The sequence below is a fragment of the Paraburkholderia hospita genome (assembly GCF_002902965.1).
Taxonomy (GTDB): Bacteria; Pseudomonadota; Gammaproteobacteria; order Burkholderiales; family Burkholderiaceae; genus Paraburkholderia; species Paraburkholderia hospita.
The window spans coordinates 493,635-516,742 of record NZ_CP026106.1; the positions used below are offsets into that span (position 1 = coordinate 493,635).

Below are 23,108 nucleotides of genomic sequence, written 5' to 3' on the forward strand. Positions count from 1 at the left end.
ACACACTGCCGCTTTCCTACGACAAGGACGAGAACCATGCATTCCGCCGCTTCCGATCTGGTCGCTGAAGTTCGCGCGTTTCGCGCCGCGCATCCCGAGATCCGCTACGTCGACCTGATATGCCTCGATCTGCCCGGCCACTTCTACGGCAAGCGCTATCCGATCGACTCGCTCGAAAAGGTCGCATCGGGCTCGCTGCTGAAGATGCCGCAGAACTGCATCCTGCTCGGCACGCAGGGCGGCCTCTACAAGATCGGCGACTACTGCTTCAACGACGGCGATCCGGACGCGGTGCGCCGCCTGATTCCTGGCACGCTCAAGCCGGTGAGCTGGGAAACGCAGCCACTCGGCCAGATGTTGATCACGACCGACGGCACCGACGCACCAGTCGAATTCGAACCGCGCGAAGTACTCGCGCGCGTGCTGACACGTCTCAGGCGACGCGGGATACGGCCCGTGGTCGCGTTCGAGCTCGAGTTTTATCTGTTTGACGCACAACTCAAAGACGGGATACCCAGGTATCCATGCGACCGGTTGAGCGGAGATCCCGACGACCAGCCGAACATGCATATTGAACGGCTCTCCCGTTTCTCCGAGGTGCTGCACGAGATGGTCGACGTCGCGTGCCAGCAAGGGATCGATGCGACGGTGATCACGGCCGAGCTTGGGCCGGGACAGTTCGAGATCAACTTTGGCCATAGCGACGACGCGATGCGCGCCGCCGACTGGTCGGCGATGTTCTGCCGCAGCACGCGCGGGGTCGCGCTGAAACACGGCTATCGCGCGAGCTTCATGGGCAAACCCTATCTGCATACGCCGGGCAGCGGGATGCACGTGCACGTGAGCCTCTACGACGAGGCCGGCCGCAATCTGCTCGCGCTCGATAACCAGCGTCCGTTGCGTCACGCCGTGGCCGGCTGCCTTGCGCTGCTGCCGCACTGCATGCCGGTGTTCGCACCGAACCACAACGCGTACCGGCGGTACGGCTCGATGGTGAACGCGGCGAGCCGTGCGAGCTGGGGCTTCGAAGATCGCGACGCGTGCATCCGGATTCCCGAGTCCGAACCGATCGATCTGCGAATCGAGCATCGTCTCGCGAGCGCAGACGCGAATCCGTACCTCGTGCTCGCGGCGATCCTGAGCGGTATGGAACACGGCCTCGACGCGGGCATCGAGCCGATCGCGCCACTGAACGAGGATCGCGGCAGCGGAATCGACTTCCCGAAGGACATGCTATCGGCCGTCGCAGCTATGCAGGTTGATCCCGCCGTGCGCGAAGGAATGGGCAGAGAGTTTGTCATGGTGTATTGCGAGAATAAACGGCAGGAGGAACTCGACTTCAGAAACGAAATCGGTGCGCGCGAGTATCGGTGGTACCTGTAACGCGAGGCAGAGGGGCAGGAGGCGATCGGAAGTAGCACGATTTGATTTCGGCCACTCATTTTTGCGCGGATCTGTTGGGGCAACGTTGAATTCAATGACCGAACGGCCGTCCACGGGCAGCGAGATTCTTGACGGTCATTACCATCATTCGAGTACTGGCGTTGAACAGGTTGATACTGTTCGCCATCCTAACAGTTTCAGGGGTTCGGGGCACAAATGATCCGATCGCGGTTGACGCGCGCGGGGATGCGCTCTATTGTTCCTGCAACGCGCCGACGCGCAGGACCAAAGTCCAATTCCGCTGGCGTGACCGAGTGACATGATGTAATCGGTAGAGCGGGACGGGCGGGGAGCATGTTGCGCGAGCGTGCTTCCCCGAATGGGTCGAACTGCGATTCGAAGAACGGATTCGAGGAATTCTCGGAATGTACCGGATCGAAGAACCCCGGCTTGGCGGGCTGCGTATCAAGGAATGGCGGCGCCGCGCGCACCTGGCGATCGGCCTGTTGTTTCTGGTGCTGCTGGGATCGACGCTGGGGATTGGGCTGCTCGACCACTCGGATGCACCGTTGAGCACGAAGATGTTCACGGCCTTGTGGGATGCGGTCAACCTTGTCACGACCCTGGGCGACTTTTCGGACTTCAATCCAGACCAGAAGATATTCATGCTGGTCGCCATTCTTGCAACGATGGTGGTTGCCGGCTACGCGTTGCGCCAGCTGACGGGGATACTGTCGGGCGACGACGTGATGTTCTTCTGGGAGAACAGGGTCATGGAGCACAAGCTGGAAACGCTGGGCACCCATGTTGCGGTCTGTCCGTTTGGTCCGGTTGGCCAGTTGGTCGCCGCCCGTCTGCGAGATGCGGGAGCGACCGTGCTCGTGCTGGATACCGACGTAAAGCGGGCCGAAAAAGCATCCAGACTGGGATACATGGTCATCTTGGGCGATCAGAGTTCGTTCGACGATGTACTCGAACGTGCCAGGCTGGATACCGCCAGTGCGCTGTTCGTGACGGGATTCGATCCGAACAGCAACCTGGAAATCACGCTGGTCGCGCACACGCTCAATCCCGGGCTCCAGATCGTGGTGTCAGGTGAGAACGATTTGCGCAGGATGTTGCTCGAGAAGGCGGGCGCGTCGACGGTCATCGACCAGAACGACATCATTGCGTGCGCCATGGTCGGGCAGATCGATGCGCGGCCGGCGCAACGGACCTGAATTGTGTTGCATCGACCGGTTGAATCCGCCTCAGTAAGCGGTCACCTGCCGCGAGCGGATCATGATCGAGTGCAAATGGCCGCTGCGCCAACGCCCCGACCTTACGCAGACGGCCAGAGCAAAACGGGGGCCGCAGCAGCGAACGTCGTCCACTCGAAACAAATGTAATCGTCTGTTAATGGCGCGGGCGGCAGCCCTGTTTTGACGGCAGAAGCGTCCTTGCGGTTTGGTACGATCCCGCCTTTTCCGCCTGCGCGTCGTCACCGTGAATCGCCGATATTTGTCCTTGTTTCATCAACATTGCACAAGGTGGCTCGCCCGCATCGAACCACTGGCCGCTACCAGCAGAACGAAAGCCAGACTCGTCTTCATTGCGGCGCTGCGAGGCCTTAGTCATCCGACGCGACGCGGTATCGCGCTGGCACTCTGCGCGGTGCCAGCGCTGTTCCTGCTGTACGTGCTCGCGCTTGTGCCTTTCACACCAGGCATCGGCGACATCCGCAAAGTCCGTGTCGACCGGCCAGCGTTGATCGTGTCCGCCGACGGCAAACTGCTCGCGGACTTCAAGCCGGTCAATCGCGAATGGGTGTCGCTCAAGCAGATTTCGCCGTACATGGTGGATGCCTTGATCGCGACGGAAGACCGTCGCTTCTACGAGCATCACGGCATCGACTGGAAGCGCACCGCGTCGGCCGCGCTGCATACGTTCTCTGGTGACCGGCAAGGCGGCTCGACGATCACGCAGCAGCTCGCGCGCAACCTGTATCCCGATGAAATCGGCCGCGCGCCGACCCTCGCGCGCAAGCTCAAGGAAGCCATCACGGCGTTCAAGATCGAAGCCGTGTACAGCAAGGACCAGATCCTCGAGACGTACCTGAACACGGTGCCGTTCCTGTATAACGCATACGGCGTGGAAATGGCCGCGCGCACCTACTTCAGCAAATCGGCTGCTCAGCTCGACATCCTTGAAAGCGCGACGCTCGTCGGCATGCTGAAGGCCAACAGCACCTACAACCCGGTGCTCAATCCCGAGCGTGCATTGCAGCGGCGCAATACGGTGCTCGGGCAGATGAACAGGTACGGGAAGCTCAAGCCCGGCGAGTATGAATGGTTGAAGCGTCGACCGCTCAACGTCGATTTCGCGCTCCAGACCGCGTCGCCGGGCCCCGCACCGCATTTTGCGGCGCAATTGCGCAAGTGGCTGATCGGATGGGCCGATCGCAACGGCTACAACATCTATGCCGACGGGCTCGTCGTGCGCACGACCATCGATTCCCGTCTGCAGGCAATGGCGACGCAGGCGATGAACTGGCAGACGAACCAGTTGCAATGGATCGCGAACGACGCATGGAACGAACGCACGGGCTGCTGGCCGGGCAACGACCTGTTCCAGACCTTCATCCGGCAGACGCCCGACTACCGCGCGGCGCGCGACGCGGGTCAATCGGATCAGGCCGCGCTCAGGAAGCTCGCCACGGACCCCACGTTCGTCCGTGCGCTGTGCCGGAGCAAAGCGCAGATCCAGGCGGGCTTTGTCGCCATCGATCCACGCAACGGAGATATCAAGGCATGGGTCGGCAGTCGCGATTTCGGCGACGAGCCGTTCGATCATGTGCAGCAGGCGCGGCGCCAGCCGGGCTCGACGTTCAAGCCGTTCGTCTACGGCGCGGCCTTTGCGGACGGCGCGCGGCCGAGCGATACGATCGTCGACCGGAGCGTCGCCATTCCCCTAAGCGGACATGCGATCTGGCGGCCGACCGACGCGGAACCGCCCACTGGCGGACCAATGACGCTGCGCGACGCACTCGCGTATTCGCGCAACCGCGTCACCGCTCAGCTTATGCAAAAGGAAGGCCCCGAGAAGGTCGTGCGGCTTGCGCGCGCGATGGGTGTGCGCGAAAGTCCGCTCGAAGCGGTGCCGTCGCTCGCGCTGGGCACGAGCCCGGTCACGCTGAAGGAAATGGTCTCGGCGTATTGCACGATCGCAGATCGCGGCGCCTATATCGAACCGCGCATGGTCACGCGCATCGAAGATCACAACGGCAAGGTGCTCGCAGAATTCCCGAGCGCATCGCCAGAAGCGGCGCTACCGGCCAGCGCAGCGCAAACGCTCGTCGACGTGATGCGCGACGTCGTCAACCGGGGCACCGGCTCGGACATCCGAACACGCTTCGGGATTCGCGCCGACGTAGCCGGCAAGACGGGCACGACGCAGGGCAACACCGATAGCTGGTTCATCCTGATGCATCCGCAACTGGTCGCTGGCGCGTGGGTTGGTTTCGACGATGCACGTGTGACGCTCGGCAACGACTATTGGGGTGAGGGGGCCCACAGCGCGTTGCCGATGGTGGGCGCATTTTACGACATGGCGCTGCGCGCGCGAGTCATCGATCCCCGTGCTCAGCTTGGCCCCGAAACGCGCCCCCCTCGCGCGGTCCGCGCGCGACATCACCGCCACTTCCTGTTCTGGCCATTCTAGTGTCGTTGAATAATGCTCTTCTGTGCTGCTTTGCTCGCTATCAGTAGAGCAAACCGTGATAAGCGGACATGACAACGCTGCTCACTGCGTGAGATTGAACAATGACGGCTACGTGTGAGGTGGCCGACCAGCAACGTGTTGCTGCCCTTTCGGGGGACAAGATGAAACATCTCTTCATTGCCGCGGCGCTAGCGGATATTGGAATGGGGGCGTCAGGACTTGCGAATGCTGTCGACGTTGGCGTTGGCATCAATATTGGCGTACCGCCGCCCGTCGTGGTCGCGCCGGCACCGGTGGTCGTAGTGTCGCCCGGATGGCACGGGGGCCGGTACTGGGACGGACACCGCTATTTGGACCGCGACGAATGGGAGGAGCATCGCCACCGTCACGGGCACGATCACTGTCCGCCGGGCCACGCGAAAAAAGGCGAATGCTGACTAACCAGCACCGCGAGCCGCCGCCGGGAGGAATGACGCAAGTCCAGTCAGCGGCCGGTTCTTGAATGCCCGTGCATGAAAGCGTGTGGTTCGAATGTCCGCTATGTGGCGCCTCGAGTGGGCGCTCGGTGTCGACCAGGAAATTCGACATGGGGCGGGACCGGCCAACTAGGTTCGTTCCTCCGCACGCTCAGATGGCCATTCAAGCGTCGGCTCCGCACCAGGCACCGGACCTTCGTGGTTGGGATCATGTCGACAACATGTCGGCCTTTATGGGAATTTATCTCGTGTTGCTGATCTCACCGTCTACGCTTTTGTGCGACGCACGTCCATGCCACCACCTGGCACGTGCGTCGTAAGTCTAAGAACTAAGACTTGTTCAAATGAGCAATGACTGCACCCTCCGTCACTTCCGGCGCCGCCGCTCCAATACTCCCCGCATTCTTCGTAATCCATTCCTTCGCTCTTTGCACGCTCTCATCGATACCTGTCTTGTCTTGACAAACGGTCACGGAGAATCCGCCATCCCCGCTGCGTACGAGCGTGTACGTTACCAAGCCTTTGACACCACCCATCCATTCTTCGACCTCAGCGTTATGCTTCTCGAGCAAATCAAACAATTCTTTCGCGCCCTTTCCGGAATATCGTCTTAAAACAGTTTGCATGATTGCGACCTCCAATTCCGCAAGATAAGGCGCCACTATCAGCAGGGCGCCCGACAACTGACCACAGTGCACACTCTCTCATCATTGCTCAGTGGAGACCACGAGCACGGCAGGACCGATCGTCGCCGCAACAACGAAGTGTAGTAACCATGCTGTCTATGTAAAGCAATTGTCAAACTCTAATGCTCTTATCGAAACCTTGGCTTAGGTAAGCTGATACTCCAACCTTTTGGAGCAGGTCGAGCATCCTGGTCGAGCGGGGCGGGCTACCGCAAAGCGGAAGCTAGACGTCCAAGAGAATCCACTGGCGGCCATCGCACACAATTTGGCGGCAGCTGCGTCTCGAAAGCTGCAGTTTGGCAAATAGAACGGCGGAGCTCAGAGGGCGCAACCGACCCTTATGGGCACAATGCCGCCGCCTGTGCAGTTCAAGTATTTTCGAACGGTGGCTTCCAGGGAAGACGGCCGAACGCGTACAGTCGGCCATCTACCGAGGTTGGCTCACGCTTTCACGCGGACGTTCGAACGTCGGCTCCGCCCAGACAACGGCCCCCATTAGCCGGCCTGAGTTAAGAGAAAAAGAGCCACCCCGCAAACTTGATGCGTTCATCAGAATCAGGGATGGTCAGGACGCGGTCCGGCGTTGCGGCGCCGGCGGCGCCCGTGGCGCCCGCCCCGTGCGCCTGACCGCAACGGCAATCTCTAGCGCCGCCGAGAAGTCGTCACTTCAGGTGATATGCTCGGATCCGTCAAGTCCTGTGAGGCCAGCAGTTGATCCGCGTATCTGGCCCGCTGCTTGAAGTAGTTCAGAAAGTGCAACGGCGACTGCAGCGTCTCCGTCATGGCATCGAATCGTGAATGAGTCCAAAGACGCATAGCCAAATCCAACAACCGTTTGTTGATGTATTAGCTCCCAGACTTCTTTCAAATCGGGTTGCGTGGACTCATTCAGTGCATACGCGTTGCGACTCATAGAATCCCGAAAACGCGCAAAAGCCGCCGCAACGCTTAGTTTGGGCGTACCCGCTTCGGCATCTTGGCAGTGCTTGCCGAACGGAAGAATCAAATTTTCCCCAGCATCCACACTCTTCCAAGGGCGTCCCTGGTGGAAGACTGCCTGTGTTAGCTCCGTCGCTCGGTGACGCCGCGATGCTGCTCGCTTTACCGTTTAAAACTTTGTAAACCTCGTCCTTATCCATCTCGCAACTTTTTGCAATCTCCGCGATCGTTTTCTCTTCAGCCATGTTTTTAATTCGAGTGTCACTGCATGTCGCGCCAGCCGAGGCTGAGTAAATCAATGCGGCGACGAGTAGGCCGTGTGCCTTGGCAAATCGAGACAAGAAGCGCAGTGACATCAGAGTCTCAAGGCATGAGAGAAACCGGCGCCAGGGCAATGAATCTGCCAGGCTGCGGACCGCACAGCTTGTAAGTGAGCACGTCATGTGAGCGCGTGGAATTGCTGCTGCCGCTTTCTAACCGCGTCAGGTAAATAAAGGGTAGGTTGTGCGAATTCGATTTACAAGCTGGAGACGTTGCCTAGGCTCTGAGCATCTGTCTGGTTGGACCAAGGTCCAACACGCTTTCGTTCGCGCTCAACGCCGTCATTTCCCATATGGAGCACATTCAAGGGTAACTTGGACCAGTGCGACAAAGAACCAACGGCCTCGCTGGCATCGGCACCAGCGCGGCCATGGTAGCGATCAGGCTGGTCGCCAGTTGTACGAAGCCGGCTGATTCATCGCTAAGGTGGTGTTCCGGCAGCACGGCGCGCAAATATGCGCCAAGCACTGCGCTGCCGAATACGCACACAAACACAACCAAGGCGACGAGGAAATGGTCCACCCTGCAATGCTCCGTCTCTGGTCTTAAGCGTGCCGCCCCTGCAGCTATCAGGGAAGCATGCCGCACTCGAACATCTTGTTGGCAACGGGTGCGGCCACCCTGTTGATGAACGCAGCGCGCATCTGTGGGTCGCTTTGGAGCATCTGTACCGCCTCCTGCTCTCTCTGAGATTTCGGATGGCCTCGTTTTGCCATTCTCTCTTGCCAAAGTTGCTCGCAACTCGCTTGCTGGTACTTCTGCACGAGATCGTCAGCGATCATGTTCATGACAGGGTATTGAGCCGTGGCGGCCTCCGCGAACAGCAACGCCGGTACCATCGCAAACCAAAGACATTTGTTCATGGGCTTACCCTCGCATCCTCACAAGCGGCTACTGGTCTGTCAGAGTTCCAAGATCGGCGCTTCCGCACGCAAGGCATGGTTCTTTACTTCTTCTACGCGCCCCGTCCAGGGGCGCGAGATCAACCACGCTCGTTCGAAAGATAGTCTACGCGACTAGTGGGGATGCCGATATTGGACCATGGTTCAATATCGAAGCAATTCGGCCACTGCCCGTCTTCTATGCGCGATTGCCTTTCCCGGATCGGCAGGGCAGCATTGGATCGAACGTGCTAATTCGCCTCATGCCGAAGCGTACTGGTTCGAATGGCGGTTCCACGCCTGTGAGCCGACGGATGCGAGTTGGAAGGTCGAATGTCCCGTCAGGGTCGAAGTGTGAGTTCGCTGACAGACGAAGCTGTCGTATGCTCGATGCCACCACCGTCAGCAATCCGCCACATTGCTGACGCAGAACACAGCCTGTTCCAATGTCGGCAATGGCCGGATGAACACACGATCGCCGACCTCAACCGCTTCGCGGTTGGAAATGCATGCGTGGTTCAGAAAGCGCGCGCTGTTGTCGCCGCGGCTGTCGTCGATCACGAGTCCGCTAGACAGCACAAAAACAAGCCTATGTCCGACAGCGGATTGCAGGCGAGCAGTCGCCCGACGGCAGCTGGTGACTTCACCTTTGTATTCGATGAGTCGCTCGCCAGCGGAGAGGGGACGCAACGCGAGCCGCCCCTTGCCGTGCACTGAAGAGCGCCGTGCCGTAATACGTCGCAGTCGCCTTGCGTTGTTTGTCCCTTCCTCCACGTAATACGAGCGACCGATCTTCATTGATTACCCTGTGTTTTCTCGTTGTTTCGATTACTCGTTGCGCTGCTTCGGTCATGAGTTGACTGGACGTGATTCGCAGAGTGATGAAATGCTAGGATTCGTTTCCGACAACAACGGAAGCCCGTATGAAAAACGAATTCAAGATTTCGGAAATCAGTACGGAAACAAGCGGCGACTATGTGAGTTTCGTCATCTCCGATCGCGATGGGAGCCGCGCGGCGACGATCGCCAGAACGGCGATCAGAGTTCTTGCTGCATCCACCGAATATGATGAGACTCAAGTGATTCGGAACAATGCTGGCAAGATTCGAGAAGTGGCTGTCAAGTGGCGGAAAGCGAACCCGGACGCACTGGTTGTCGCTTTGGGCAGCTACGATTGCTGAGCGAGTGCAACGGGCAGTGTTTTCGCTCACGCCTTATCTCCCTTCTCTGCGGATGCCGCGATAGCTGACGGGCGCCACTCGATCAACGGCTGATCGCTGCGCACGTATAGCGGATGGCGCGGCGAGCCGTCCTTCGTTGTGCCGAGACACCAGAGGCGCGCGCCAGCGTCAGTCAAGATGCCGGCGACACGAACGGCGCGCTCAGGCTTGGCATTCGATCCCCACGCGCACACGACGTCGTCGCACTCGCGCGCGAAAACCCATAGGTAGTCATCGTTGTCAGGCCCGACTGGATCGTGATGCGCCCACAGCGCGGCCGGGTCGGTCGAGCGCAGCGCGTACAGGTTCGCCACGGCGAGGCCATTGCAGTCCCAAAGCTTCGCGAAACCACGGCAGCGTCGGATCGTCGGATCGTCGAGCGCCGCGTCCGCCGTGCTCGGATTCAGCATCACGAGCAAGGCCGTCGATTTCACGGGTGATAGCGACTCGGCTGCGCGCTTCAGCAAATAGCGATATGTGCCACAAGGGCTGATGACGGCACTCATGCTAGGATTCCTCGCAAAATATCCAGGAGACCACTGCCATGTCGAAACCCGTGATTTCGCCAGAAGAGTTTATTGCCGAAGTGAATAAGCGATTGCCGAGCATCGGTGGATATGAAACTGGGATGCGTGTGTCTCTCTATCCAGAGGGAAGCAACGGCGTGACTGCGAGCGGATATAGTTTGGAACCCGATACCATCGAGGCAAGAGCGGTCGTTGGAACTGCCATCTCGCAGGTGCTTTTCGAGTTCGATGTAAACCCGCACATCTCCCGAGAGTCCTGATTTACTCTGTTGGGTAAATGACAAATGCCAAGCTCCGCGAGCTTTCACAACAGTCGAAGGAGCAGGAGCCCTGACGTGGAACTCTGGATTCAACCGTGCGAGCCATGCACAGACCTTTATGGGCACCCCTCAACGGTTGATCCGCACGATACGTTGACTCTCGTGGGAGCCGGCGAAGTGAAAGCCGCCCAGGTTGAGCAACACTACACCTGCGTTCGATGCGGCGCCGCATTCGCTCGTATCCTCAAAGGCGAGCCGCGACGACAGGTCTGGATGCTGCTGAACGCAGGGCAACATTAACCTGAAGCGCGTCCTTGCTAACAAGCTGCTTAAAGAACAAGAGCGCTGAATTGCCGCGCCGACACTCAGAACCTGGGCAACCGCCCATGCGGCGCAAACGGCGGCGGAGATAGCCATGTGGACTTGCCGAAACTGCAAGGCACGTTCCTCGTTCGATCAGGTCGAAGCCTAAACCGACGAAAGCGGGCTTTTTTCGTTTGTCGCGACTGTGATTACCGAAATAAGCTGGTGAAGTCGGGCGGAGATGCCTTCGAAGTGAAATACTCGGGCGATCTCGGCGCCTATCCCTCCGACGCGGACGCTATCGAATCGGCGCAGCGTTGGGCGATGAAGTGGTGCGACGACAGCTCTGGATAGGGCACGCGTGTACGGATTCCTCGAAACGGCTCAGATATGCCGATGATTTGGTCTCCGTGCACCGGCTCCGGGGCAGCACCGCAAAGCGGCCCTGTCGCGAGTGCATTCTGTTCGTTCATGGTGTCGTTGTCCTTGCGGTTAATCCGGCGAGTTCGAGACCGGTTGGCGCGCGGCGATACCCGTGCTACCTGAGCTCATGAATGGATCGAGTGCTTCTGGCTGGAGAAATGGCGATGCTATGCACGCCGCGGCGACGATGCGCTCGTGATGCCGACGTCGGGGAGTGCCCGCCCTGAATGAGGGCAAGTAAGTAGCTACCTTCCGTATGTAGTTTGCCGATTAATCGAGGAGAAGACAGTCATGGCTGATCAAACAAATCCCTTTGGCGATCTGACGAAGATGCTCGAACAGTTCAAGGTGCCGGGCGTCGATATGTCCGCGTTGGTCGCGTCGCGCAGGAAGGACATTGAGGCGATCGTCGAGGCGAACAAGTCCGCTTACGACGCGATGCAGGCGTTTGCCCGCAAGCAGACCGAGATGCTGACCCAAGCGATGCAGGACATTCAGGCAGCCACCCGTGCGGGTGCGGCGGACCCTGGGAAACACGCTGAGATGGCGCGCAATGCGTGGCTGAAGGCAGTCGAAGATACAAAGGATCTGGCTGAAATCGCGCGCAAGTCGCAACTGGAGGCAACGGCGAGCCTCACAAAACGCGCGAATGAACACGCGGCAGAGATCAGGCAGATGCTGCAGCGCAAATAGCTGGCGCGCCTTGGCACGTCGTGCGAGTGGTGCATTGTCATCGCGGGACGGGCAGCAACGTTTAATCATAACTCTCAGGAGGCAGCATGGCCGCACCGTTCAACATGCCAGACGAGTTCGTCCAAGGCTTCTTTAAATCGGGCCAGACGTTGCTGCAAGCCTACACCGGCGCAGCTGGCAAGATCGGCGAAGTGCCTTCGACCCCCACCAGTATGCCGGCGCTTGCGCTGGCAGAAGCACAGGCGCATTACTGGCAGCAGCAGATGGCGCTGTACATGGGCATGGTGACGAGCGCAATGGGGCAAAAGCCCACGTCCGCCGTCGAACCCGAGCGCGGCGACCGCCGCTTCAGTGCCGATGCCTGGCGCGAGAATCCTTGGTACAGCATGCTCAAGCAGACATACTTGCTCAACTCGCGTCTGCTCAACGACATGGTCGAGGCTGCGGGTGTCGGCGAAAAGGAGAAGCACAGGCTGCGTTTCTACGCGCGCCAGTTCATCGATTCGATGAGCCCTGCCAACTTCGCCGTGACCAATCCCGAAGCGATGAAGACCGCCATCGAAACGCAGGGCGAAAGCGTGCGCACGGGCTTCGCCAATCTGCTCGAAGACCTGAAGCGCGGACGCATCTCGATCACAGATGAAAACGCGTTCGAAGTGGGGAAGAACGTCGCAGTATCGAAGGGATCGGTGGTGTTCGAGAACGAACTGTTCCAGTTGATCCAGTACGCGCCGCTCACCGAGCAGGTCGCCGAGCGGCCGGTCGTGATTGTGCCGCCCTGCATCAACAAGTTCTACATCCTCGATCTGCAGCCCGAGAACTCGTTCGTGCGCTACGCGGCCGAGCAGGGGCTGACCGTGTTCCTCGTGTCGTGGCGCAACCCCGACGCAGAACTCGGCCACGTCACGTGGGACGACTACATCGAAAACGGCGCGATCAAGGCGATCGAAGTTGGCCGCGCGATCAGCGGCGCCGACAAGGTCAATACAGTCGGCTGGTGTGTCGGCGGGACGATCCTGTCGTCGGCGCTTGCGGTGCTGCGCGCGCGCGGCGACGAGTCGGTCGCGAGCGTGACGCTCCTCACGACGATGCTCGACTTCAGCGATCCCGGCGACCTCGGCGTGTTTATCGACGAGCAGGGCGTGTCGCAGCGCGAGCAGACGATCGGCAAGGGCGGCATCTATTCCGGTGGTGAACTCGGCTTCGTGTTCCAGACGCTGCGCGCGAACGACCTGATCTGGCCGTATGTCGTGAACAACTACCTTAAGGGCGGCGCACCGCAGGCGTTCGACCTGCTCTACTGGAACGCCGACGGCACCAATCTGCCCGGCCCGATGTACGCCTGGTATCTGCGCAACACGTATCTCGAGAACAACCTCTGCAAGCCGGGCCGCCTCTCGATGTGCGGCACGCAGGTGGACCTCGGCAGCATCGACATTCCGAGCTATATCTTCGGCACGCAGGAAGATCACATCGTGCCGTGGAAGGGCGCGTACCGGTCGACGCAACTCGTCGGCGGTGACACGCAGTTCGTGCTCGGCGCGAGCGGGCATATCGCGGGCGTGGTCAATCCGGCGTCGAAGAACAAGCGCAGCTACTGGAGCGACGGCACGCTCGGCGACGATCCGCAGGCGTGGCTGGAATCGGCGCAATCGCATCCCGGAAGCTGGTGGACGCACTGGAACAACTGGCTGCAGGCGTATGCGGGCAAGCAGGTCGCAGCGCCGAAGAAGCTGGGCAACGCGAAGTACAAGCCGATCGAGCCGGCCCCTGGGCGTTATGTGAAAAAACATCCCCCGGAAGTCATGGGCGCCTGAGCGGCGTTGAGCACTTCAAACGTCGACGACGGATGTCTAAAAGCGCAACTCATCATGCACCGAGGCCGACGGCTAGTGCGCAAGCCCGCGATCGTGGCTATTGCGGGCTTTGCGCTTGAGGTGGCTGCGAAGGCATCTCATCGTCTCAGTGTCCGCCAACGCCACCGACCGCAACTTCGACACCGTCGCGCGCGTGCTTACCGTTACCGGTCCTGGCAGCGTCGTACTGGCGCAGCTCCGGATGACAACCACCACCGTCGCCTATCAGACACAGAACTTTGGCCTGGCGTCTGGCTTCCCCTCGATCATCACGTTTCACAATGTTCCCTGACAGCGTCACGCAGAACCGGTCATTGCGGAAATAGCGTCAACTGCGAGCGATGGATGGCAGTTTTGGCCGACCACGAGGCAGCGATGACCGCGCGGGTGACGACCGCCCATCGATTCAGTGCAAGGTCGCCTCGGCAATGCCGGCCAGCGCACAGAGCGCGACGACGGCGAGCGGTGGAATCTTCCAGCGTGTCAGCAAGAAAAACCCGATGGCTGCGATGGCAAAGTCGAGCTCCGAGAGAACCGCGCTGGTCCAGACCGGCGAGTACAGCGCGGTGGCCAGCAGTCCAACGACCGCCGCATTCACCCCCGCAAGCAGTGCAGCCATCGACGGGTGAGCGCGCAGCGCTTGCCAGTAAGGTAGCGCCGCAAGCACGAGCAGAAGACCCGGCAAAAAAATGCCCACGGTGGCGAGCAACGCGCCGGTCCAGTGATTCGGCGCTTCGGTCAGCATCCATCCGAGAAATGCAGCGAACGTGAATAACGGGCCCGGGACGGCCTGTGCGGCGCCGTAGCCTGCGAGAAAATCGTTCGACGAGACCAGGCCGGCCTCAACGGTTTGCTGCTGAAGAAGCGGTAGCACAACGTGACCACCGCCGAAGACAAGCGCACCCGAGCGATAGAACGCATTGAAGACCTCGAGTGCCTGGCCCGCGTGGAGTCGGACCAGCGCGGGAAGCCCGAACAGCAAGACAACGAAGAGGATCAACGCGACGGCACCCACCGTGCGGGATACACGGATTTCGTGCGTGTGTCGTGGCACTCGACCGGCGTCTGACGATGTCGTCGTCTGGCAAAACGCGAGTCCGAGCACAGCGCCGAGGGCGATAACGATGAGTTGCGCATAGACGGTCGTCAGAATGCTGAGCACCCCGATGGCGATGAGCGCGATGGCAGCACGGCGTTGATCCGGACACAGGCGCCGTGCCATATCCCAAACTGCTTGAGCGACGACAGCGACAGCGACGAGCTTCAGGCCATGGATCAAGCCGCCACCGACCATGCCGCCAAGACTCGGGGCGATGGCAGCAAAGCTGAGCAACAACAGGACTGAAGGCAGCGTGAATCCGCACCAGGCCGCGAGTCCCCCAAGCCACCCCGCTCGCAAGAGACCGATCGAGTACCCCACCTGGCTGCTGGCCGGTCCTGGAAGGAACTGACAGAGCCCGACCAGATCCGTGAAGGTTTCGTCATCAAGCCAGCGGCGCCGCTCAACGAATTCCCGGCGAAAGTATCCCAGATGGGCGATGGGACCGCCGAAGCACGTCAGCCCCAATTTGAGAAAAACCGCGAGAACCTCCGATGCGGAACCCTCCCGAGTCGAGTGCGCAGAGGTGATACCAGTTTCCATGATTGCCGGTTTTCCAGATTGAGAAGATCAGCACGCCCGCATGAAGATCTCGGTCATCTATCGTTGTTCGGGGGGCGACAGCATCGGGATTTTAATTATGACTCGATCTGGTCTCACGGTGCAGCGCCGTGAACGGTCCATGTCGCGCCATTCGCACCTGGTCTCGGATGTCGTTATCCGTCTATGGGGGCGGCTCGGTTTTTTAGGCGCTACCCTGTGCGCTCGCCGTGACCGTCTCATGCTGTCCAACAGGCGGGCGTTCGCGGGTATATCGTGACTCTCTCAAACGGGTCGATCCGAGCCGATGGTCGCCGGCTCGGGCTCGGCCACAAACAGACAGTGTCGGAATCTGACCGTACGTCCCTGCTGAGACCTAAAGCGGTCGTCCACAACGAAACTTCGATCGCGGCAATTCGATGTCGGAATCGCGTGCCGGGTCAGTCCGCGTTGCTGACGACCAGCCAGTATGTACACCAGCATATTGCGATAGCAACCACCACCATAGCGGCGACCAGGAAAACGAACTTCATATAGCCTTCCCATCCACGTCACCTTAGACCAAACTGCCTCGTCTGCTCACCGATCAAACCCTCCGACGACGTCACTGCCCGATCGTCGATTCCATGACACGCAACGTTGCCTGTCCGTGGACATTTTTGAGCGGGAAGTACGCTCGATGCGTAAGTTGATCCACCGCAATAACGTGTGCATTGGGGCCAACGCGTCCGTCGCCGATTTTCGATGCGCTGCCTGCTTCGGCTCTGAACATCGAGACAATGCCTGTTTCGCCTGCTACATAAAGCAGATGAAGTGCGGAGTCGAAAGCCAGGACATCCGGATCCGGGCCGACGTCGAACGATGAGGTGACGCGCATCGTACGCATGTCGACTACAAGCAGTTTGTTATTGCCTTCGCACGCTATAAAGGCGAGCCGTTGCCCCGGATCGATCAGCAGTCCGTGATTGCCGCGTGCGCCGGGTAAATCAATACGCGCGACGATTTGATCGGTGGCCGGGTCGATGTCCACCAGCTGTCGTCGCGACTGCACGTTCACGAAAATGTGCCGGGAAACCGGATCGTATTGTGTATTGCCAGCCTCGCCGCCGAGCGGGATCGTCGCGATCCGCGTGTTCGAGCGAATGTCAATCACTGTCTCGGTCGCACCTGTTTCGTCGGATACATAGAGTTTATGCAAATCGGGCGCATAGGCCATGCCGTCCGGGTAGGTGCCACCCGGCATACGCGCGGTGACCTTCAGTGTCACCTCATCAATCGCGACAATCTCGTTCGACCCCGTGGCCGACGCATAAACGCGTGACAGTTCAGGAATCGCCAGTACGCCATGCACTGAGGCTACGTCCGGAATCCGGCTAACGACGCGCGCAGCACGCGTATCGAACACGATGACCTGTCCGTCACCCAGGTGCGCGATGAACAGCAGATGACGCGCCGGGTCGAGGCTCGCGTAGTCGAGTCGGGTCGGCCGTCCGCCCAGAGGAACGTCGCCGAGCAGCTTCAATGGCAGATTGCCGGGTTCAAAACCATCATCTGCACCCAGCGCAGGGAACACGACCAGGCAAACTGCAGCAGCGATAGCGGACGCGACATGAAGCAGGCACCATGCAGCCGTCCGAATATGAGGTGCATTCATGATGAGACTCTACTCGGTGAGTTTCACCCGTCGGAAGACCCCCAACAGCGCGAGGTCATAGCCAATCTTGAGCACACCGCAGGCGACTAGCGGGGCACCGACCCATCCGACAGCCAGCAACGCGCCGGCCAGCGTGGGGCCGAGTGCCGACGCCAGGCTTCTGGGTACCGCCGTGAAGCTCGCAGCTGCCGGCCGTTCGGGCGGCGTCACCACCGCCATCACATAGGCGGTCCGTGTTGGCACGTCCATCTGCGAGAGCGCGCTGCGCATGAGCAGTAACGCCAGCGTCAGCAGCAAGGACGGCGCGAGGGCGGCACCAATCAGGCAGAGGCTGGATGGGATATGGGTGAACACCATGGTATTCAGCAATCCGATCTTGCGGGCCAGCGGCACCGCGGCGAGCTGCGAACCTGCGGTCAACAACCCTGCCCAGAAAAAGAACTGCCCCGCCGCTGCCAGCGAAAGGCCGAAGCGCTGCATCAACCACAGCGACAGCAACGAGTTCACGACCAGGCCACCAGCGAATGCGTCCACGCTGAAAAGTAGCGCGAGGCGCGTGACGATTCCGCGCGACGGACCCAACGATACGCTGCGTGACCGGTCTTGCCGTTGCGGTTCTGGCAACCTGCGATAGAGGAGCCAGAGCGCAAGTCCGACCAGCCCATAGACGCCGAACATTGCGCGCAGGGCAGCGAGCAGTGACAGGCCGACATGCATGACGAGCCAGCCTGGAATCGCTGCCGCCAAAGCACCCACCGCGGCGGACACCGCGCCGACCAGGCTATAGCGGGCGAAGATAGCCGTCCGCGCATCGCCCGCCGCTGAACCCGCGAGGCTCGCCAGTTCCAGCGGCAGAAAGAGGCTGACGTCCCCTGAACTGGGGTTGAGCGTTCCGACGAACGCGACGATGAGCAGCGGCCAGAGCGAAGACGATCCCATAAAGCCCATGCCGGTCGCGGCCATCAGGCCCGCCGCGAGGGTGAGCACGCGACGCAGCGGATGGCGTCCGGCGAAGATTCCGACCAGGATTGTCGCGAGCGCCGAACCGATCAGCGTGGCGCTGCTAACGAGTCCAACGTCCAGCTGGCCGAAACCAAGAGCGAGCAGGTACGCCGGCAGAAGCACCGCGACGAATCCGTCACAGAAACCGCGCAACCCGCGGCCGATGAGCAGGGGCAGCGCGCTTCCGTCCGCCCCGGCAGGTAACATCAGGCGTGATATTGCACCGCGACCGGCAATCGCGGGCGCTGTCTTAGGTGTGCGCATCGCTCCGACACCACGCATAGAGCGCGTCGTATATAACCATGCCGTGCCGCAGCTGCTCGTGGTCGTTGTCGAAATTGCGGGACAGCCCGATCGAGATCGCGTAAAGGCCGCTCGCCTCCGGAGCCAGATCGAGCCGACTGGTGTCCGCGCCGCGCACAATGCGCGCCAGCTTTTGCAGTGCCGGATCGGTCAGCTGATACTTCCGCAGGAATGCATCGAAACTGCACAACTCGCCGTGGTGACCTAGTTCGACGTTGGGCACGTCATACGGTATGGCACCTGTCTCCCGTGTCACCCGCAGCACCTCATCGAGCGGCACATAAATAAACTCAGCTTCCCTGTCGATGAAATTGACGATCAGCCAGGGACAGGCGATCCGGTCAATCTTGGGACGTTCGCGCGTAACCCATTTCATGTCAACCTCCGCGAAGGCTGCGCGGCACTGAACCGCTGCGCAGCGTTTTCCCAGTTCAACAGCGTAAAGATCTGGGTGAGGTACTCGTTACGTTTGTTCTGGTATCTCAGGTAATACGCGTGTTCGAAGACGTCCAGCACAAGAATCGGCTGGATACCCCATGCTGTCAGCTTCTGATGATTTTCACACTGCAGCACCATGAGCTTGCCGGTTACCGGGAGGTATCCGACAACGCCCCAACCGGAGGCTTCCACGGACAACGTCGCTGCCAGCAGTTGGGCCTTGAATTTCACATATGAGCCAAAATCCCTGTCGATAGCCTTGGCCAGTTCGCCTTTCGGTACGTCACCCTTTCCCGAAATGCTGGTCCAGTAAATGGTGTGCAGGATGTGGCTCGAAAGCTGGAAAGCCAGTTCCTTTTCGTAAAACTTCACCAGCGCGAAATCGTTTGAATCGCGCGCCTTGGCGAGTGCTTCTTCCGCCTTGTTAGCCGCGATGACTGCGGGCTTGTGATGGAAGTTGTAGTGCACTTCCACAGTGCGCGCGTCGATAACCGGTTCGAGTGCGTCGTAAGCGAATGGCAGTGGTGCCGCGACGTATTTGCCGTCCGCGTCAATCAGCTTGTCGGCATAACCCATGTCCTCTGCAGCATTTGCAGCTTGTGCCTGCGCCAACATGAGTCCTGCTCCGACAACAGCGGTGCCGTGCAGGAAGTTACGACGTGTTGCCATGATTGCTTTTCCTCGAAGACTGCGCGCTCGCGCGGCTAGAGACCGTGAGAATGAACAAGTGGATAAACAACAAGACCAAATAGTGCCGCTGCGATGACGATGACCGGCTCCTGCAACTTCTTGAAGCGCAATAGAAGCAGCACGGTTGCGAGTGCCAGCGCAATGGTTGGTATATCGATGAGTGATCGTTTTGCGATGACCAGAACCGAGCCCGTGATAGCACCAACGGCGGCCGCCGTGATGCCATCTACGAACGCCTTGACGCCCGGCAGCTTCCCGTATTTCTTGAAGTACGGTGCCGGAAGCACGGTGAACAGGTAACACGGCAGGAATGTGCCCAACGCAGCGACACATGCGCCAGCCAAGCCTGCCACCAGGTATCCAATGAATCCGACTGTGATGACGACCGGTCCCGGTGTAATCATCGCCACGGCAACCGCGTCGACAAACTGGCGGTCATTCAGCCAGTGGTGCTCGGTGACGACCCCGCCGTACAGAAACGGAACGATGGCGAGACCGGAGCCGAAGACGAACGCGCCGGCTTTCGCGAAGAACAGCCCGATCTGCCCGAGCAGTGGAAGGTCGAGCCCGCTGAACACGCCGCTCATGGCTGGCAGGTATCCCACAGCAAGCCCGTTTACGGAGCCTTTGGTGAGCCACTTCGGTGGCGCGCGTCGTAACCATCCGATGACCCCTGCAGCGATAAAGAGCCACGCAATCTCCGATTCCGTCACGAACGTGACGGCGGCCAGTGTCAGAAAAATGGCCCACAGCAGCCTGTCCGAACCAACAGTTTTTTTGGTCAGCTTGTACGCGCTCATCGCGATAATGCCGACGACCGCCGCGCCCACGCCGTAGAAGACCGCCTGCATCCACGACAGACCGCCAAAGTGCGCGTACGCCCAGCCAAGCGCCACAACCATCAGGAACGAAGGGATGACAAACGCAATGCCCACCAGCGTGGCGCCGAGCACACGGAAGTGCACATATCCGAGATAGATGGCCAGTTGCGCGGCCATCGGCCCCGGCGCCAACTGGGCCAGTGCTATCCCTTCCTTGTAATCCTCTTCGCTGATCCAGCCCAACCGTTCGACGAGGTCGCGGTGCATATAGCCGGCAAGTGCGACGGGCCCGCCGAAGCCAACGGTGCCAAGGCGCAACATGTAGCGGACCAGTTGACCAAGCGTGTAAGTGGGCACAACGTGCGTGACGGTACTCATTGGCGTTTCCCTGCGTCGGCCCTTTCACTGGCGGCAAAATGCGCAAGCAGCGAATCGAGGACGTTGCTCATTTCTGCCAGCAACGCGTCGTCAGTCAGCGCACGCGCTTTCGCTCCCGTCATGACGGCTTCGAAGCCGACGGCTTCCGGTACAGATCCTCCGCCGATATCCAGCGCGTGTACCAGCGCGCCCAGTTTGAGTAGTCCTGGTTCGTCCTCAAGACCGAAGCTGGCAACCAGCACTTCAAAGGTCACGCGCTCGCCAATATGGGAAAAAGCAGCGCCATCGAAGTCGAAACCGAGAGCTTCGGGAGGACATTCGTCGGGGGATGAAAGCCACAGAAAACGCGCATCGGAATCAACGAAGCGCCGGATAAGCCACGCGCTGGCCACACGGTCGACCCACAGCCGCTGGCGGGTCGCCCAGGTCCGGCCGTGATAGTCCTCGCGGCGCAGCTTGGGAATAGCGCCTTCGACTTGATGTGGCTCGCCCGGCGACAGGACCGTGTTGGCCAGCGCGACGAAATCCTGCCACGCCGCCTCGGCGCGGGTGGATGCCTCATTCCTGAAGAAATCGATGCTGGAAATTGTCTCGAAATCCTTGCCTGTGCGCCTCAACAGGCGGGCGATTTCCGCGGGCGAGAGTTCCGACAGGGTCTTTCTCGCATCGGCAAGCGTCCGTATGAAAGCTGCGTACTCGTCAGCCCGGTCGAACAGGGAGCGGAATTCGGCTTCCTGATCCACTCCGCGACTGGGAGCGCGGATGATATGAGCCGCCCCGCCGGCTTCGCCAATGCTCGATCCAAGTTCCAGCAATTCGGCTTCCGCGGCGTCGGTCGCGGGCAACAGATAAACCCCGTCACGCAGGACTGCGCAGCCTTTGGCTTTGAGAGCGCGCCAGAAGCGCATCCGGGCGGTGGCGTTGTCTGTTGGCAGGGTAAGGACCAGTAACAGCCAGGTATTCGATATGCTCATGTTGTATACGTTACAACATGGTAGCGTACTCTACAAGGATGAAGCTGCGGGGCGCGTTTGCGCACCCCGGGCACGGCGCGATCCGCGCGGAAGAGCGCGCGGACGAAGTCGGAAGCGATGGATGAACGAACGTGGAACGAGCGGACCAGGAGATGAACCGCTTTCTGACAGATGACGCGCATGCGTAGCTGTCAGCCTGACGAAGCGAGAACTCGCTCCTGGTGTCAGTGAATGTGGCGGTGATGAATGTCGGGAAAATGCGCGTGCGTGTGGGTAATAGGCGCGTGTTGATGTGGATGGGTGTGCGGTTCTTCCCCATCCCATTCAAAGTCGTGCGTGTGCCTGTGATGCTCGTCGTGTCGATGTCGATGGTTGTGAGCAAGTGGCTCGTGAGTGTGGGGATGCTCATGCCTCTCTCGGATATGAAGCCAGATTCCCAAAGCCATGAGCGCAGTTGCAATCCAGAAAGGCAGCGGTGGTAATTCCGGCCAGAGAACAAGCGATAGCCCGACGCCGAATATCGGGGCGACCGAGAAATACGCCCCGGTTCGGGCGGTACCGAGATTTCGAAGGGCAACGACAAAAAGAACCAGGCTGACGCCGTAGCCTGCGAAGCCGGTAAGCATGGCAGCCGCCGTCTTCCCGACGCCTTGCAGGTGCGCGCCGAGAAGCAGCGCGATACACAGATTGACTGAGCCGGCGACAAGACCTTTCAGGCAGGCGATGACCATCGCGTCGTTCGCTGACACCTTCCGCGTCAGATTATTGTCGACTGCCCACGCAACGCAGGCTGCGACGACGAGCAGCGCACCGGGCGAGACGCCAGCGTCGCCAGGCTGCCACGAGAGCACGACGCCACCGGCCACGATCGCGACCATCCCGAGAAATATCTGCACGTCGACGTTTTCGCGAAACACAACCCAGGCAATCACCGCCGTAAATACGCCTTCAAGGTTCAGCAGCAGGGAACTGGTCGCCGCCGGCGTTGTACTGAGGCCGAGCATCAGCAGCGCGGGGCCGGCAACGCCGCCTGCGGTTATTGCGCCGATAAGCCAAGGTATTTCAGCGGTCTGGATGCGACTTTCGTTTTGCCGCTCGCCCACCGTTCGGCTTACACGTCGAATGATGATTGCGACGGCCAGGCCAAGGCCGCTGCCAAGGTAAAACAAGCCCGCAACCATAAAGGGCGAAAGGGTCCCAAGCAGTGTCTTGGCAAGCGGCGTTGTTGCGCCGAATAGCGCGGCTGCAAGAAGAGCAGTGAAAGCGGCATTGTGACGGCTATGCATTGAGTGGAAGCTTTAGATCGTTGAATAGTACCGTCCGAGGACGTCATAGGATTCGCTTCGTTGGCTAGTCCGGCGCAGATGGCCGGGAGTTCCTCAATAGGATACCGCCACAAGCTTACGGAATATGTGTCGTCCGAAGTGCCGATGACGCGGACTCGCCGTGCTTCCACGCCTACGACCGTCCGCTCGCAACCTGGGATCGGACAACCCGCCCCGCGTGGCGTTCGTTCCGCCGAAGATATGTCCGCATACCGGA

21 protein-coding genes and 1 pseudogene are annotated in these 23,108 nt (G+C 60.1%); 9 read left to right on the forward strand and 13 right to left on the reverse strand.

Features of this window, described 5'->3' with window-relative positions; all coding sequences use genetic code 11:
• The first annotated feature begins 36 nt into the window (after positions 1–36).
• The 4 genes from C2L64_RS20625 to C2L64_RS54930 all read left to right on the forward strand — a co-directional run bounded on the left by C2L64_RS20625 (position 37) and on the right by C2L64_RS54930 (position 5,519).
• Complete coding sequence (locus tag C2L64_RS20625) at positions 37–1,383, forward strand: glutamine synthetase family protein (protein WP_009770342.1); 1,347 nt, start codon at positions 37–39, stop codon at positions 1,381–1,383.
• Between the two features lie 425 nt (positions 1,384–1,808).
• Positions 1,809–2,603: an NAD-binding protein gene (locus tag C2L64_RS20630; protein WP_009770341.1), complete on the forward strand. Its 795-nt coding sequence runs from the start codon at positions 1,809–1,811 to the stop codon at positions 2,601–2,603.
• A 265-nt stretch (positions 2,604–2,868) separates the two neighbouring features.
• Positions 2,869–5,082 (forward strand): penicillin-binding protein 1A, encoded by a 2,214-nt coding sequence (locus C2L64_RS20635; RefSeq protein WP_051058284.1) that lies wholly within the window; start codon positions 2,869–2,871, stop codon positions 5,080–5,082.
• Between the two features lie 161 nt (positions 5,083–5,243).
• Positions 5,244–5,519, forward strand: coding sequence for a hypothetical protein (locus C2L64_RS54930; RefSeq protein WP_238554854.1), 276 nt, complete (start codon positions 5,244–5,246; stop codon positions 5,517–5,519).
• Between the two features lie 368 nt (positions 5,520–5,887).
• Here C2L64_RS54930 and C2L64_RS20645 read toward each other — a convergent pair whose 3' ends face one another.
• From C2L64_RS20645 to C2L64_RS20655, 3 genes and pseudogenes are all read right to left on the reverse strand, one after another.
• Complete coding sequence (locus C2L64_RS20645) at positions 5,888–6,184, reverse strand: hypothetical protein (protein WP_039902206.1); 297 nt, start codon at positions 6,182–6,184, stop codon at positions 5,888–5,890.
• A 1,889-nt stretch (positions 6,185–8,073) separates the two neighbouring features.
• Positions 8,074–8,367, reverse strand: a complete 294-nt coding sequence (locus tag C2L64_RS20650) for a hypothetical protein (protein ID WP_007741962.1) — start codon at positions 8,365–8,367, stop codon at positions 8,074–8,076.
• Between the two features lie 462 nt (positions 8,368–8,829).
• A pseudogene (locus C2L64_RS20655) lies at positions 8,830–9,183 on the reverse strand (SET domain-containing protein-lysine N-methyltransferase); the annotation flags it as partial.
• Between the two features lie 125 nt (positions 9,184–9,308).
• Between C2L64_RS20655 and C2L64_RS20660 the strand changes: the two are divergent.
• Entirely contained in the window at positions 9,309–9,566 is a 258-nt protein-coding gene (locus C2L64_RS20660) for a hypothetical protein (protein WP_009770596.1), read from the forward strand.
• Between the two features lie 26 nt (positions 9,567–9,592).
• Here C2L64_RS20660 and C2L64_RS20665 read toward each other — a convergent pair whose 3' ends face one another.
• Positions 9,593–10,111, reverse strand: coding sequence for a DUF1643 domain-containing protein (locus tag C2L64_RS20665; protein WP_009770595.1), 519 nt, complete (start codon positions 10,109–10,111; stop codon positions 9,593–9,595).
• Between the two features lie 38 nt (positions 10,112–10,149).
• On the opposite strand from C2L64_RS20665, the gene C2L64_RS20670 reads away from it, so the two are divergent.
• The gene (locus C2L64_RS20670) at positions 10,150–10,392 is read left to right on the forward strand and encodes a hypothetical protein (protein WP_009770594.1); all 243 of its coding nucleotides are present in this window, start codon (positions 10,150–10,152) and stop codon (positions 10,390–10,392) included.
• 129 nt (positions 10,393–10,521) lie between these two features.
• Here C2L64_RS20670 and C2L64_RS53320 read toward each other — a convergent pair whose 3' ends face one another.
• Positions 10,522–10,809: a hypothetical protein gene (locus tag C2L64_RS53320; RefSeq protein ID WP_158660532.1), complete on the reverse strand. Its 288-nt coding sequence runs from the start codon at positions 10,807–10,809 to the stop codon at positions 10,522–10,524.
• Between the two features lie 600 nt (positions 10,810–11,409).
• Between C2L64_RS53320 and phaP the strand changes: the two genes are divergently transcribed.
• The 3 genes from phaP to C2L64_RS20690 all read left to right on the forward strand — a co-directional run bounded on the left by phaP (position 11,410) and on the right by C2L64_RS20690 (position 13,959).
• Positions 11,410–11,811 (forward strand): TIGR01841 family phasin, encoded by a 402-nt coding sequence (phaP, locus tag C2L64_RS20680; RefSeq protein ID WP_009770592.1) that lies wholly within the window; start codon positions 11,410–11,412, stop codon positions 11,809–11,811.
• Positions 11,812–11,897: 86 nt separating this feature from the next.
• A complete protein-coding gene (gene phaC / locus C2L64_RS20685; protein WP_009770591.1) occupies positions 11,898–13,628 on the forward strand; it encodes a class I poly(R)-hydroxyalkanoic acid synthase in 1,731 nt (576 codons plus the stop codon).
• Positions 13,629–13,776: 148 nt separating this feature from the next.
• Positions 13,777–13,959, forward strand: coding sequence for a hypothetical protein (locus tag C2L64_RS20690; protein ID WP_009770590.1), 183 nt, complete (start codon positions 13,777–13,779; stop codon positions 13,957–13,959).
• Between the two features lie 114 nt (positions 13,960–14,073).
• Here the strand turns inward: C2L64_RS20690 and chrA are convergent, their stop codons facing one another.
• From chrA to C2L64_RS20730, 8 genes are all read right to left on the reverse strand, one after another.
• Positions 14,074–15,309 carry a chromate efflux transporter gene (gene chrA, locus C2L64_RS20695; protein WP_007741995.1) on the reverse strand — a complete coding sequence of 412 codons (1,236 nt, stop codon included), beginning with the start codon at positions 15,307–15,309 and terminating at the stop codon, positions 14,074–14,076.
• Between the two features lie 601 nt (positions 15,310–15,910).
• Positions 15,911–16,960, reverse strand: coding sequence for a hypothetical protein (locus tag C2L64_RS20700; RefSeq protein ID WP_009770588.1), 1,050 nt, complete (start codon positions 16,958–16,960; stop codon positions 15,911–15,913).
• Between the two features lie 9 nt (positions 16,961–16,969).
• Positions 16,970–18,226 (reverse strand): MFS transporter, encoded by a 1,257-nt coding sequence (locus C2L64_RS20705; RefSeq protein WP_009770587.1) that lies wholly within the window; start codon positions 18,224–18,226, stop codon positions 16,970–16,972.
• Positions 18,213–18,641, reverse strand: a complete 429-nt coding sequence (locus C2L64_RS20710; protein WP_009770586.1) for a chromate resistance protein ChrB domain-containing protein — start codon at positions 18,639–18,641, stop codon at positions 18,213–18,215. Before C2L64_RS20710 ends, C2L64_RS20705 begins: the two co-directional genes overlap by 14 nt.
• Complete coding sequence (locus C2L64_RS20715; RefSeq protein WP_236674149.1) at positions 18,638–19,372, reverse strand: superoxide dismutase; 735 nt, start codon at positions 19,370–19,372, stop codon at positions 18,638–18,640. The genes C2L64_RS20710 and C2L64_RS20715 overlap by 4 nt, the downstream gene beginning before the upstream one ends.
• Positions 19,373–19,407: 35 nt before the next feature.
• Positions 19,408–20,592 (reverse strand): chromate transporter, encoded by a 1,185-nt coding sequence (locus tag C2L64_RS20720; RefSeq protein WP_009770584.1) that lies wholly within the window; start codon positions 20,590–20,592, stop codon positions 19,408–19,410.
• A complete protein-coding gene (locus tag C2L64_RS20725; RefSeq protein ID WP_009770583.1) occupies positions 20,589–21,566 on the reverse strand; it encodes a chromate resistance protein ChrB domain-containing protein in 978 nt (325 codons plus the stop codon). Before C2L64_RS20725 ends, C2L64_RS20720 begins: the two co-directional genes overlap by 4 nt.
• Positions 21,567–21,790: 224 nt before the next feature.
• Complete coding sequence (locus C2L64_RS20730; RefSeq protein WP_009770582.1) at positions 21,791–22,852, reverse strand: DMT family transporter; 1,062 nt, start codon at positions 22,850–22,852, stop codon at positions 21,791–21,793.
• Between the last annotated feature and the right edge of the window lie 256 nt (positions 22,853–23,108).